At 41.9% G+C, this 13,289-nt stretch carries 11 protein-coding genes; 4 read left to right on the top strand and 7 right to left on the bottom strand.

Annotation, left to right across the window (positions count from 1 at the left end; genetic code table 11):
- Positions 1-102: 102 nt before the first annotated feature.
- The 3 genes from IT970_RS04145 to IT970_RS04135 are packed head-to-tail and all read right to left on the bottom strand — an operon-like array spanning position 103 to position 3,286.
- Entirely contained in the window at positions 103-1,233 is a 1,131-nt protein-coding gene (locus IT970_RS04145) for a sodium ion-translocating decarboxylase subunit beta (RefSeq protein ID WP_036970471.1), read from the bottom strand.
- 10 nt (positions 1,234-1,243) lie between these two features.
- Positions 1,244-3,022: a sodium-extruding oxaloacetate decarboxylase subunit alpha gene (oadA, locus tag IT970_RS04140; protein WP_036970475.1), complete on the bottom strand. Its 1,779-nt coding sequence runs from the start codon at positions 3,020-3,022 to the stop codon at positions 1,244-1,246.
- Positions 3,023-3,037: 15 nt separating this feature from the next.
- Positions 3,038-3,286: an OadG family transporter subunit gene (locus IT970_RS04135; RefSeq protein WP_065978414.1), complete on the bottom strand. Its 249-nt coding sequence runs from the start codon at positions 3,284-3,286 to the stop codon at positions 3,038-3,040.
- Positions 3,287-3,819: 533 nt separating this feature from the next.
- Here IT970_RS04135 and IT970_RS04130 point away from each other — a divergent pair.
- The 3 genes from IT970_RS04130 to IT970_RS04120 all read left to right on the top strand — a co-directional run bounded on the left by IT970_RS04130 (position 3,820) and on the right by IT970_RS04120 (position 7,405).
- Positions 3,820-3,993 (top strand): DUF1328 domain-containing protein, encoded by a 174-nt coding sequence (locus tag IT970_RS04130; RefSeq protein WP_036970480.1) that lies wholly within the window; start codon positions 3,820-3,822, stop codon positions 3,991-3,993.
- Positions 3,994-4,045: 52 nt separating this feature from the next.
- Entirely contained in the window at positions 4,046-4,237 is a 192-nt protein-coding gene (locus IT970_RS04125) for a hypothetical protein (protein WP_036970483.1), read from the top strand.
- Between the two features lie 201 nt (positions 4,238-4,438).
- Positions 4,439-7,405 carry a TonB-dependent receptor domain-containing protein gene (locus IT970_RS04120; protein ID WP_036970486.1) on the top strand — a complete coding sequence of 989 codons (2,967 nt, stop codon included), beginning with the start codon at positions 4,439-4,441 and terminating at the stop codon, positions 7,403-7,405.
- 51 nt (positions 7,406-7,456) lie between these two features.
- On the opposite strand, the gene IT970_RS04115 is transcribed toward IT970_RS04120, so the two are convergent.
- On the bottom strand, positions 7,457-8,383 hold the full coding sequence (locus tag IT970_RS04115) for a hypothetical protein (protein ID WP_196857627.1): 927 nt from the start codon (positions 8,381-8,383) through the stop codon (positions 7,457-7,459).
- Positions 8,384-8,683: 300 nt separating this feature from the next.
- Between IT970_RS04115 and IT970_RS04110 the strand changes: the two genes are divergently transcribed.
- Complete coding sequence (locus tag IT970_RS04110) at positions 8,684-9,151, top strand: YcxB family protein (protein ID WP_065978416.1); 468 nt, start codon at positions 8,684-8,686, stop codon at positions 9,149-9,151.
- Between the two features lie 28 nt (positions 9,152-9,179).
- Here IT970_RS04110 and csrA read toward each other — a convergent pair whose 3' ends face one another.
- The 3 genes from csrA to alaS all read right to left on the bottom strand — a co-directional run bounded on the left by csrA (position 9,180) and on the right by alaS (position 13,289).
- Positions 9,180-9,371 (bottom strand): carbon storage regulator CsrA, encoded by a 192-nt coding sequence (csrA, locus tag IT970_RS04105; RefSeq protein ID WP_036970495.1) that lies wholly within the window; start codon positions 9,369-9,371, stop codon positions 9,180-9,182.
- Between the two features lie 93 nt (positions 9,372-9,464).
- Positions 9,465-10,682, bottom strand: a complete 1,218-nt coding sequence (locus tag IT970_RS04100) for an aspartate kinase (RefSeq protein ID WP_036970498.1) — start codon at positions 10,680-10,682, stop codon at positions 9,465-9,467.
- Positions 10,683-10,688: 6 nt separating this feature from the next.
- Positions 10,689-13,289 carry an alanine--tRNA ligase gene (gene alaS / locus IT970_RS04095; RefSeq protein ID WP_065978417.1) on the bottom strand — a complete coding sequence of 867 codons (2,601 nt, stop codon included), beginning with the start codon at positions 13,287-13,289 and terminating at the stop codon, positions 10,689-10,691.

Raw genomic sequence — 13,289 nt, 5'->3', positions numbered from 1 at the left:
GGCTTCCTAATGTAGACGGTAATGTAACCAGTCTATAGGCAAAAAAAAGCGCAGTAAAATTACTGCGCCAGTCGGTTGGAAGTAAAATGTGTAATCGATTTATTAACCTACAATCGCTAACAAAATACCAGCTGCAACAGCACTGCCTAGTACCCCTGCAACATTTGGCCCCATTGCATGCATTAACAAGAAATTATGCGGGTTACTTTCAAGGCCTACTTTATTAACAACACGCGCAGCCATTGGAACGGCTGACACTCCAGCAGCCCCTACTAGCGGGTTAATAGGTGATTTAGAAATCTTATTGAGGCCTTTTGCCATAAAGACACCAGACGCTGTACCAATGGCAAAAGCCAATGCACCAAGTACTAAAATACCTATCGTTTCGACAGTTAAGAACTTATCGGCAGCCAGTTTTGAGCCAACAGCAAGACCTAAGAAAATAGTGGTAATGTTAATGATCTCGTTTTGCGCACTATTACTTAAACGGTCAACAACACCAGACTCTCGCATTAAATTACCTAAACAAAACATGCCAACAAGAGGGGTTGCCGCTGGTAAGAACAAAATAGTTAGGCTCAATACCATAAGCGGGAAAATAATCTTCTCAGTTTTCGACACAGCACGTAATTGTGGCATTTGAATTTGGCGCTCTTCAGGCGTTGTTAAAGCTCGCATGATGGGCGGTTGAATTATAGGAACCAATGCCATGTACGAATAAGCAGCTACTGCAATGGCACCTAATAAATCAGGAGCCAATTTCGACGCTAAAAATATTGCCGTTGGACCATCTGCACCACCGATAATAGCGATAGCGGATGCATCTTGCAGGGTAAACTCAAAACCTGGAATAAAGTTAAGTAAAATGGCACCAAATAAGGTTGCAAAAATACCAAACTGAGCAGCAGCCCCCAATAACAACATGCGAGGGTTTGCAATTAAAGCACTAAAATCTGTTAATGCACCCACCCCCATAAAGATCAACAGTGGAAAAACACCTGAGTCGATACCAATGTGATAAACATAATATAAAAGCCCACCTGGGTCAGATAACCCAGCAACTGGAATGTTTGTCAAAATAGCGCCGAAGCCAATGGGTAAAAGCAGCAACGGCTCAAAATTACGTGCAATTGCCAAATACAGCAATAAACACCCTACGGCAATCATAATCAAAGCAGGAAAGGTAAAGTTTGCTATACCCGTTGCATGCCAAAGGTTTAAAAGACCATCCATCTTCTATCCCCTACGCTAACGAAATCATAGCATCGCCAGTGGTAACTGAGTCACCTTCGGCTACTAAGATTTCAGCGACAGTGCCTGTATGTGCAGCACGGACTTCGGTTTCCATTTTCATTGCTTCCATAATGATAACCACATCGCCTTGATTTACCGTTTGGCCCGGCTTTACCTTAATTTTAAAGATATTACCCGCCAATGGCGCATTGAGCGTTTCACCCGCTGACGCTGATGCCGATTGTGGAATTAATTCGCTGTCTTTAAGAGTAACTTCTTTAAGCTCACCACCTTGCGCTACTACGACATCGTAAACTTTCCCATCAACTTTTACGCTATACTGCTCAGCTTTAACGGCATTTTTGCCTGACGTAGGTTGTTTACTTTCAGTCTGGGCAGTTTCAGCTGTTGGAACTGCTTCAAATGCATCAGGGTTATGGCGGTTTTTAATAAACTTCAAGCCAATTTGCGGGAATAATGCATAAGTAAGCACATCATCAATTACTTCATCAGCAAGCTCTAAGCCTTGCTCTTTGGCTTCTTTTAAAAGCTCGGCTTCTAATTTCTCAAGTTCAGGCTCAAGTTTATCAGCAGGGCGACAAGTAATCGGTTCAGCACCATCAAGGACGCGTTCTTGCAGCTCTTTATTCATTGGCGCTGGTGTCGCACCATATTCACCTTTAAGTACACCGGCAGTTTCTTTAGTGATTGTTTTATAACGCTCACCAGTTAATACATTAAGTACCGCTTGTGTTCCTACTATTTGTGAGGTGGGTGTAACAAGCGGAATGAACCCTAAGTCTTCACGAACACGCGGGATCTCAAGTAATACTTGGTCTAATTTATCTGCTGCACCTTGCTCTTTAAGCTGGTTTTCCATGTTAGTTAACATGCCGCCAGGCACTTGTGCGAGTAAAATTCGACCATCAACCCCTTTTAAGCTGCCTTCAAATGCCGCATACTTTTTGCGAACATCACGGAAGTACGCAGCAATTTCTTCAAGTTGATTTAAATCGAGTTCAGTATCGCGCTCTGTGCCTTCAACAATTGACACAATTGTTTCAGTGGCACTGTGGCCATACGTCATACTCATTGACGATATTGCGGTATCAAGCATATCAATACCTGCATCAATTGCTTTTTGATATGTTGCAGTGCTAAGCCCTGTAGTCGCATGACATTGCATAGCAATCGGAATTGAAACTGTCTCTTTCAACCCTTTAATGAGTTGCTCACACTCATACGGTTTTAATAAACCCGCCATATCTTTAATACAAATAGAGTGACAACCAAGCTCTTCTAATTGTTTAGCAAGTTTTAACCACATATCAAGCGTATGAACAGGGCTTACCGTATACGAAATAGTCCCTTGCGCGTGCGCTCCCACTTTAACAGCCGCTTTAATCGCCGTTTCTAAGTTACGTACATCATTCATCGCATCGAAAATACGGAATACATCAACACCATTTTTATGGGCGCGTTCAACAAATTTTTCAACAACGTCATCAGCATAGTGGCGATAACCTAAAAGGTTTTGACCGCGTAATAACATTTGCTGTTTAGTGTTTGGCATTGCCGCCTTTAGCTCACGGATACGCTGCCAAGGGTCTTCACCTAAATAACGGATACAGGAGTCAAAAGTAGCTCCCCCCCATGATTCAATAGACCAATAACCTGCATGATCAAGCTTTTCGGCAATAGGCAGCATATCATCTAGGCGCATACGCGTTGCTAAGAGAGATTGATGCGCATCACGCAATACTAATTCGGTTAGTTTTAATTTAGCCATGTTCAAGCTGCTCCGTTATTGTTGTTTATTTCTAAATTGAGCGATAGCAGCGCTGATAGCTGCAATATGTGCCGGTGGTACCCCTTGCTGAGGCTGTAATTTTGCGGTTCGGACTGGAACTGAGCTCGCAGAGTTTTCAAATCGCCCCAACAATTTCGACATCAGCAGTACGGCTGAAATCAAAATACTGAGAAAGATAAATACACCCACCATACCCGTTAGCATTAAGCTGGCTGCGGTTGTAAGTAAGCCACCAATATCCATACTGCTCCCCTCGCTACTCAGAATAAAAAAACACTTAAATCGAATATTTATACATTCATAATAACAAACAAAACTTATTTTTAAAGCTTTATTGTCAATTGGTAAAACCAATTAATTACAGGGTAACACATCAAACAATTAATTAACACCAAGCCATTACGGCAATTAACTACCCAATATAGACGATAAAAATACTCAATATAGTCAAAAGTTATATGTAAAAATAGTTAACTGTGTAACGTAGCAGCGTAAAAATCAGCTAAAGCAAGGGGTTTGGTAACTTGTATGCCATACAGGTTAAATTGGTCTTACCAAGAAAACATAATCACAGGCGTCCACTTTCAGCATAGAAGTTGAAAAATTATCACTATGAATAAGTTACATGATCACTCGTAATAATTACCAAACGACACGCCACAAAAAAAACCGAGAACAAAACTAACAAATTGAAAAATAAGGACTTTAAAACTTTGGTATGGAACTCGCTTCAGTCTAATCAACCGAAACGAAATTAAATAACCAAGGAGAACATTATGTTACGCTGGACAGTTACTTTTTTAGTTATAGCGCTAATCGCTGCAGTGTTAGGTTTTGGCGGTATTGCAGGGGCCGCAGCAGGCATAGCTAAAATCATATTTTTTATATTCTTAGTTTTACTTGTTATTTCACTTATATCAGGTGCTCTTAGAGGCAATGTACCTAAGTAATAACAAACCAACAGCAATTTACTTTACTAATTTATTTACAAGGAATTTCATTATGAAAAATTCAACTTTAAAAGCAGCTACTATTGCCCTATTTTCAGCTTTATTTATTATGGGGTGTGAAGACAACACAGCAGAAGAAGCTGGTGAGCGCATTGATGAAGCAGTAACCGACGCTCAAAATGCAGTAGAAGATGCATGCGAAGAAGTTAAAGAAGGTGTAAAAGCAGAAGAAACTAACTGCTAAAAATAGAGACTTTACGAAAAAAAGCGGCTTTATAAGTCGCTTTTTTTCGTAAAGCATTGGTATTTTTGAAAAACATATACAAAATAACGAAGTATTTTTTTACTTTTACCTAATATGTATACTAAGCTGATATTGCTAAGAATGGACTATCAGCAGTATTCCATTGTTTTCTAGCCAACTATAATTTATTGGGAGATAACAATGTTAACCAGCAAACTATCTAATGCTATAAGATTAGCAATTAGTACAGGCTTCGTGTCATCAGTTTTACTGTATGCACCAACAAGTTCAGCCGAAGAAGAAACTGAAGCAAAAAAAGATCTCGAAGTGATATCAGTCACCGGTAGTCGGATTAGACAACCTGGTGCGGTCTCTGCAAGCCCTATTGTTTCAATTGGAGAAAAAGAACTAGGTTATCAACAAGAACCTGAAGTAGAGCAAATCCTTAGAACCCTTCCCTCTACAATCCCTGGAGACGGTAGTAACGTAAATAATGGCTCTGGCGGTGCCGCAACCATTAACTTAAGGGGCTTAGGTTCACAACGCTCTTTAGTGTTAATGAATGGTCGCCGGATGATTCCATACAACTATAATGGGTCTGTTGATAGCTCAACAATCCCCACAGCCCTCATTGAAAGAATTGACATTATTACCGGTGGTGCCTCTGCGGTATACGGCTCAGATGCGATTGCAGGTGCTGTGAATGTAGTCTTAAAAGATGACTTCCAAGGCGTTGATTTAGACTTTAAGCACTCTGAAACAGGTGATGGTGATGGCGATAAAGACAGCATAGCCCTGACAATCGGCTCTAATTTAGAAGATGATAAAGGCAATGTGGTTCTCTCTTTAGGCTGGAGCCAACGTGATCAAATCTTACTGGGTGACCGTCCGCTGGGCCTACTCGGTATAGAAACTAAAACAGGTGCTAACTACGAGCAATTCCTCAATGGTGAACCCCCAATTCCAGCACCAGCAGATTGTAGCGGTCCAAACTCTGTTGAAAGTGGCGGTTCAACAACTGCATTCCCTACGAGATTTGCGATTGTAGGTGCGGGTACAACAGGTTCTGGGCAATTTAGAAATGACGGAACATTGCAACCAGACACCTGTAGTGTATTTAACTTTAACCCTTATAACTTCTACCAAACACCTTCAGAGCGTTATTCTGCTACAGCCATTGCTAAATATAACTTAACTGATGAGCATAAAGTATATTCAAGCTTCAACTACACAAATACCAGTGTTGATACTCAGGTCGCACCATCTGGAACATTTGGTTCAAGCTTCAACTTACCGCTTGCTAATCCACTAATTGGTGACCAAGCTAGACAATTTATGATTGACGGAGCAACAGCAGCTCTGGCAGCTGGAAGCTTAGATGATAGCAACTGGCAAGACGTCAATGGCAATGGTATCGTTGATAGTGAAGACTATTTAAAAGTTCAACTTCGTCGTAGAACGTTAGAACTTGGCGCAAGAACAGAACGTTATGACAGTGCGCAATTCCAACTTGTAACTGGTGTGACAGGTTTCTTCCTTGATGACTGGGAATACGATGTTAGCTACCAATATGGTGAATCTAACAGAACCACAGTGCGTGGCGGCTATACTAACCTAACTAATATTCAAAATGCTCTTGATACAACAGATGGTGTCACTTGTAAAAATGGTGATTCTAGCTGTGTGCCAATCAATTTATTTGGTGGTTTCGGTACAATCACTGAAGAAATGGCAGGATACGCTCAAGCAATCGCCCTGCAACAGCAAAAATACAGCCAAGAAATTTTCACCGCAACGGTTAATGGCGCCATTAATTTTATCGAAATTCCAGGTGCAGGTGCGCCACTTTCGATGAGCTTTGGTTATGAAAATCGTCGCGAAAAAGGCCTTTTTGAACCGGATGAATGTTTAAAACTTGCCCCTGCAAGCTGCCAAGGGGGAGCCGGTGGTAACCAGCTACCGATTTCGGGTGGCTTTAAAGTTGATGAGGTATTTTTAGAAGGTTACCTACCTGTGTTAGATGGGTTACCTGGTGCTGAAACACTTGATGTTGAATTTGGTTTCCGCTGGGCAGACTATGACACTGTTGGTAGTAACGAAACTTGGAAGCTCGGTTTTAACTGGCGCCCTGTAAGTGATGTACTTGTTCGTGTAATGCAACAACAAGCAACACGTGCACCTAATGTTGGTGAGATTGCATCACCTGTAGTCACAGGCTTAGACAATGCACAACAAGATCCTTGCTCTGTCGCAAATGCCGCTAATATTGATGCAACGTTGAGACAACTTTGTATTTCAACTGGCATGACTGACGCGCAAGTAGGTAATGTACAAGATGTAATATCTGGTCAAGTGCAAGTTATCAGCGGGAGCGATCCTTTAAACCCACCTGGTGCTGAAGAAGCAGAAACATTTACTGCGGGTATTGTCTGGACGCCTGAGTTCAGTGCAGTTGAAAACTTTACAATTACACTCGATTACTACGATATTGATATTGATAATATTATTGGTAACTTCTCAGCTCAGGAAATTCTAGATGCATGTTATGTACTTGGCGATGCAAACGAGTGTGCAAAAATCAACCGCATTGGGGGTGATTTAACAATTGCTGGCGCGGGTATTGAGCAATTTACGACCAACTTAAAAAACCAACGCGCCGAGGGTGTAGAGCTTGGGTTTAATTTTGGTATTTTGCTTGATGATATGGGCGAATTGCAGTTCTCTGGTAATGTAAACAAATACCTAACTCAAGAATCACAAAGTTCCAGCACTGCCCGCATTATTGACTGTAAAGGGTATTTCAGCACAAGCTGTGATCCTGTTTCTGAATTACGCTGGGTACAACGTACTAGCTGGATTTGGGAAGACTTTACGGTTTCATTACAATGGCGCCATATAGATGGTGTTGATGTTGAGCCAATCGAAGCACCTAATGTTTTTGAAGAATTCAGAAGTATTGAAAGCTATGATTACTTCGATTTATTTGCCAGCTATCATGTTACCGAATACATGAATGTTACATTCGGTATTGATAACATGTTTGAAAAAGAGCCACCTGTAGTGGGCGGTGAAGCTGGTGATACAAGCTCAAACTCAGGTAACACATTCCCAAGTAACTATGACGTTTTAGGTCGTCAATTTAAAATGGGTGTGAAGTTAAAGTTTTAATAACTTAAAACCAGAGCGGCTTATAAAGCCGCTCTTTTTTTACTTAATTTTTTACTTACATTGAACAGTTAATACCTTCCCTGACGCCATACTGTTAATTTGCCAATGACCATCGACTAAACTCACCTTCGCTATATCACTTACTTCAAAGTCGCCGGGTACATTCAAACGGGTTAAATTATCAGCCAGTTGCTGCTGACAGTATGGGGGTGTATCACCATGCATTACCAACACCGGCTTATCAGTGCGCTTTGCAAAGTCATTGATTGCATCTCGATATACTTTAAAGGCGTCGCAGTCGCTTCGGCGTGAATCAGCGCATGGCTGCTTTTTAGTTGAACGATAGATATCGGCTTGAAAGCCAAACACATATGCCTTCGCACTCTGATTAACTAACGCCTGATTTAACCAATTTACATTAAGCTTGTCTCGTGTATCGGCCGCATCGAGTGCAACATATTTATCAGTTTTTAGTATTTGAGAGCGGCCATTAAACGTACCTGGTATATGCAAAGTGCGAAACTCTATTCCGTCAAACTGCCAGCGAGCGTTTTCAAGCATATCGGCCTGCTGTGTAAAGCCCTCTAGCTGCTTCGCTTTTTTAACGTATGCTTCGTCATACATTAATCCTTTAACGTAGTTTAATCGCTCAAGTTCATCAAAACGGGGATTTAGCGTAGCACGGTCACAGTCGGTCCATTCATTGTCGCCAGGCGTGTAAATAAATGGCTGAGAAGAAAGAGAAGTAAGTAGTTTTTTATTGCTTGTTAAGAGTTCATTGGTACATGCAAGAGAGCCAGATTTCATATCACCTAAATGCATCAAAAAGCCATGAGGCGTAGTCGCAACAGCTTTTGCTAACTTGCCATTGGGCTTAGCAAGGTTAATTTCATCAATCGGTGTATAAGGCATGTCGGCCATAACTAAAAACGAGTTAGTGGCCACTGTAAGAGCTAAAGATAATGAGCTAACGAGCATAATATTTTCGCCTAAAAACACATTTACTTAAACGCATTCACTTAAACTCTAGGCAGCTTAATTAAATAAGCTGTTTAGAGACAGGTAAAACGGGCAATAGCAAGGCGAAAAGCTTCATCATTACGTTGTTCTAGATAGAAACTTTTAACGCAGCTAGCGTCAGGTTTAATCCCTCTGAATGATTAAGTAATATTGCAGGTTGGTATAAGCTCTCATAATGACAACAAAATGAAAACCAACTACGGTAGTTTTTTTCTAAAAATGATAAACTTCATGTATCAAATAATGTGAGTACTATGAATGTCGCTAAGTATAACTTACACACTAGATAAACCTTATTACTATGAGTGCTTTGATGAGTCATTGCCCTACTCTTCACAGGCAAAACCAAAATATCCATTATTAGTATTGCTAATAAGCCTAGGGTTACTTGCCTTTTATATGCTTGAAAACCATTACCTTGGCAGCTTTATGTTTATGCTGGCTATCGTTGAGTGTTTATCGTTTTACTACAAACGCCCTTGGTGGGTCACTAGACAAATGCTGAGTCGCGCATCAGGCAGTGAAGTAACCGTTAGTTTTGATGATGAGGGTGTAAAAGCCGAAAACCCTTACAAAAGCTACCAATTAAGTTGGCAGCAAATCAATGAGATTATTGAAACAGAGCGGGGTTATATTTTAAAAGCAGACAAAGGCATGCAGTATTTATCAAAGCAAGCGCTAAACGAAGCAATGACCACCGTGCTAAATAAAAGAGCCACTCAATGAGTGGCTCTTAAAAAAATCTTGTTGCTGATTAAACATTACCCGGATTAGGGTTAGATTTCTCTGCTTGGATTCGCATGTAAATTTCTTCACGATGTACAGAGACATCTTTAGGTGCATTTACACCAATGCGAACCTGATTTCCTTTAACACCAAGAACAGTAACTGTTACTTCGTCACCGATCATTAGGGTTTCACCTACTCTTCGAGTTAGTATTAGCATTCTCTTGCTCCCATGTTCCAAAAAATTAAAAGATTCCGCGTCAAAATCATTTTAATGAAAACTAGACCTAAAAGTAAGTAAAAACTCTATATCTTACTCATTTTCAGTTAAAAAAACTTTGTGTAGTGCACGTACAGCCAGTTCTAAATACTTTTCATCAATTAAAACTGATATCTTTATTTCTGATGTTGATATAAGTATCACTTTGATGCTTTCTTGTGCAAGTGCATTAAAAAATAAACTTGCGACACCTGAGTGAGATTTCATCCCTACGCCAACAGCAGATACCTTGGCAACGTTGCTTACTCCATTTATAGATTCAGCTTTGATAGCACTTTGGTTACTGGTTAAAATTTCAAGCGCCTGCTCAAAATCATTTGTGTGCACAGTAAAAGCATAGTCTATTTTTTCAAAGTTATGATTAACTTGATTAATCATATCTATTTCGATACCGAATTCTGCAAAAAGTTGCAAAATTTTTGCAAGGTTTTCCATTCCTTGTGGCACTGCGTTGACATAAATAAGACTTTCATCTCGATTAAACGCAATACCCGACACAATATTTGCTTGCACATCCGGCTCCTCAAAACTGATCAAGGTCCCTTGATCGGGATTAAAACTCGATAACACCCTGAGCGGTATATTATACTTTCCTGCTGCTTCGACACTGCGAATATGTAAGACCTTTGCGCCTAAACTCGCCATTTCGAGCATTTCTTCAAAGGTAACATGGCTCATACGACGCGCATTTGGTTCAATGCGTGGATCGGTCGTATAAACGCCGTCAACATCAGTATAAATTTGGCATTCATCGGCATTAATTGCCCCCGCAATTTCAACTGCTGAGGTATCAGTGCCGCCGCGACCTAACGTGGTGATATTGCCCTCGATATCACGGCCTTGAAAACCAGCAATAATTGCAATTCGGTTATGTTCAAGCTCATGCTTTAGCCGTGTCGCTGCAATTTCTTCAATACGGGCTTTACCGAACATATTGTCAGTACGAATATTTACCTGATCGGCAAGTAAGCTAACAGCTGAGTGTCCACGCTTAATTATTGCCATTGCCAACAACGATACCGACACTTGCTCACCAGTGGTAAGCAACACATCGAGTTCACGGGCACTAGGCCGAGAATCTATTTGTTTAGCGAGGTCAATCAGACGGTTAGTTTCTCCCGACATAGCCGAGAGCACCACCACAACTTGATGGCCTTGTTGTTTTGTTTTAACAACAAGGTCGGCGACGGCCTCAATACGCTCAATGGAGCCCACTGAAGTGCCGCCGAACTTTTGGACGATAAGTGCCACTAGTGATTAAGAACGTTCAGATAACCAACTAGTTACGCTTTCTAAAGCTGCGCTTAGGTTCTCTGGCTGAGTACCACCCGCTTGCGCCATATCAGGACGACCACCGCCTTTACCGCCCACTTGTGCAGCCATGTGATTAACAAGTTCACCCGCTTTCACTTTGCCTGTCAGGTCTTTAGTTACACCGGCAATTAAGCTAACTTTGTCGCCGTTTGCTACACCAAGTGCAATCACGCCTGAACCAATCTTCGTTTTCAGGTCATCAACCATGCCACGTAATGCTTTCGACTCTGTACCAGCTACATCAGCAACTAGAAGTTTAATACCATTCACTTCAACAACTGAGTCAAGTAGCGATGCACCCGCCGCACTTGCTAGCTTATCGTTAAGCTGAGCAATTTGCTTCTCAAGCCCTTTTGACTTTTCAAGGAGTGCTGTTACTTTTTCAAGTACCGTGCTGCTATCACCTTTTACTAGAGCTGCAACATCGTTTAACTGTTGCTCCTGCTCACTGACATACGCAACAGCTTCAGCACCTGTTACCGCTTCGATACGACGAATACCAGCTGCAATGCCGCTTTCTGATACGATTTTGAATAAACCAATATCACCAGCACGCTTAACGTGAGTACCACCACACAGCTCGATTGAGTAATCACCAATCGTGACTACGCGCACTTCGTCGTCGTATTTCTCACCGAATAACGCCATCGCCCCTTTTGCCTTGGCCTCATCAATTGCCATAAGCTCAGTCTCAAGCGCAAAGTTACGACGGATTTCGTCGTTCACTGCACGCTCAATTTGACGTAATTCATCTTTTGTTACGGCTTCAAAGTGAGAGAAATCAAAACGTAAACGCTCAGGGTCAACCAGTGAACCTTTTTGACTTACGTGATCACCTAAAATTTGGCGAAGCGTTTCATGTAAAATATGCGTGGCAGTATGGTTTTTCTTAATGCTATCGCGACGTGCAGCATCAATTGTAGCTTCTGCTTTGTCGTTTGTACCAATGCGGCCTTGTACACGACCATGGTGCGCAAATGCATTACCCAGCTTGGTAGTGTTAGTAACAACAAACTCACCACCCGCCACTTTTAACACACCCGTGTCACCAACCTGACCACCTGACTCGGCGTAGAATGGTGTACGGTCAAGAATTGCAATACCTTCTTGGCCATCTTCAAGTACAGAAACAGATTGGCCCTCAGCAAATAATTCAACCACGGTGCCAGTGTAGTGCTCTGAGTCGTACCCTTTAAAGTCTGTGTGTTTTTCAGATTTAAGTTGCTGGTTATAATCAGCACCAAATTTACCCGCTTGCTGTGCTTGCTTACGCTGAACAGCCATGCACTCTTGAAAACCTTGCTCATCAATAGTCATGAAACGCTCACGCGCAACGTCAGCCGTTAAATCAGCAGGGAAACCGTAAGTATCGTAAAGCTTGAAGACTAAATCACCCGGGATCACATCACCTTCGATGTCAGTAAGGCTTTCTTCAAGAATCGCTAGACCACGCTCAAGTGTTTTACCAAACTGCTCTTCTTCGATGCGTAATACTTTTTCGATAATTTCTTGTTGCTTAGCAAGCTCAGGGTACGCTTGACCCATTTGCTCGATTAGTGCAGCAACAAGCTTATAGAAGAACGCGCCTTTTGCGCCAAGTTTGTTACCGTGACGTACTGCACGACGAATAATACGACGTAATACGTAACCGCGGCCTTCGTTTGATGGCATAACGCCGTCAGACACTAAGAATGCACACGAACGAATGTGGTCAGCCACTACGCGTAATGATTTATCATTTAAATCTTGCGCGTTGGTTACTTTAGCCGCCGCAGCAATGAGTGCTTGGAACAAATCGATTTCGTAGTTTGAGTGAACGCCTTGTAAAATAGCCGCGATACGCTCAAGACCCATACCAGTATCAACAGATTGCTTAGGAAGCGGCTCCATTGTACCGTCGGCATGGCGGTTGTATTGCATGAATACGAGGTTCCAAATTTCAATGAAACGGTCGCCATCTTCTTCAGGTGAACCTGGAGGCCCCCCCCAAATTTCTTCACCGTGATCATAAAAGATTTCTGAACATGGACCACACGGACCCGTGTCACCCATTGACCAGAAGTTATCGCTGGTTGCAATACGAATGATGCGGTCTTCACTTAGACCCACTTCTTTGTGCCAAATGTTAAACGCTTCTTCGTCATCGTGGTAAATAGTAACCAATAACTTTTCTTGCGGTAACTTTACAGTCTCTGTTAAAAACTGCCACGCAAACTTAATCGCGTCTTGTTTGAAGTAATCGCCAAAGCTGAAGTTACCTAACATTTCGAAGAATGTATGGTGACGTGCAGTGTAACCCACGTTTTCAAGGTCGTTATGTTTACCACCTGCGCGCACACAACGCTGTGAGCTGGTTGCACGTGAATAAGGGCGGCTTTCCGCACCTAAAAATACATCTTTAAATTGCACCATGCCGGCGTTATTGAATAATAATGTGGCATCGTTGCCCGGGATCAGCGAGCTTGAAGGAACAATTTGGTGTTGTTTAGAGGCAAAAAAGTCTAAGAACTGTTGCCTGATCTGTGCGGTAGTCATATGCTGCAT

The sequence above is a fragment of the Pseudoalteromonas sp. A41-2 genome (assembly GCF_015767615.1).
In the GTDB taxonomy this organism is placed as follows: Bacteria; Pseudomonadota; Gammaproteobacteria; order Enterobacterales; family Alteromonadaceae; genus Pseudoalteromonas; species Pseudoalteromonas lipolytica.
The sequence above is the reverse complement of the archived record's forward strand: the minus strand, read 5'-3'. Positions and strand labels throughout refer to the sequence as shown.

What these genes read in the sequence shown, in the direction of transcription:
- IT970_RS04145 (WP_036970471.1), bottom strand. Translation starts at nt 1,233, where the DNA reads ATGGATGGTCTTTTAAACCTTTGGCATGCAACGGGTATAGCAAACTTT.
- oadA (WP_036970475.1), bottom strand. Translation starts at nt 3,022, where the DNA reads ATGGCTAAATTAAAACTAACCGAATTAGTATTGCGTGATGCGCATCAA.
- IT970_RS04135 (WP_065978414.1), bottom strand. Translation starts at nt 3,286, where the DNA reads ATGGATATTGGTGGCTTACTTACAACCGCAGCCAGCTTAATGCTAACG.
- IT970_RS04130 (WP_036970480.1), top strand. Translation starts at nt 3,820, where the DNA reads ATGTTACGCTGGACAGTTACTTTTTTAGTTATAGCGCTAATCGCTGCA.
- IT970_RS04125 (WP_036970483.1), top strand. Translation starts at nt 4,046, where the DNA reads ATGAAAAATTCAACTTTAAAAGCAGCTACTATTGCCCTATTTTCAGCT.
- IT970_RS04120 (WP_036970486.1), top strand. Translation starts at nt 4,439, where the DNA reads ATGTTAACCAGCAAACTATCTAATGCTATAAGATTAGCAATTAGTACA.
- IT970_RS04115 (WP_196857627.1), bottom strand. Translation starts at nt 8,383, where the DNA reads ATGCTCGTTAGCTCATTATCTTTAGCTCTTACAGTGGCCACTAACTCG.
- IT970_RS04110 (WP_065978416.1), top strand. Translation starts at nt 8,684, where the DNA reads ATGTCGCTAAGTATAACTTACACACTAGATAAACCTTATTACTATGAG.
- csrA (WP_036970495.1), bottom strand. Translation starts at nt 9,371, where the DNA reads ATGCTAATACTAACTCGAAGAGTAGGTGAAACCCTAATGATCGGTGAC.
- alaS (WP_065978417.1), bottom strand. Translation starts at nt 13,289, where the DNA reads ATGCAGCATATGACTACCGCACAGATCAGGCAACAGTTCTTAGACTTT.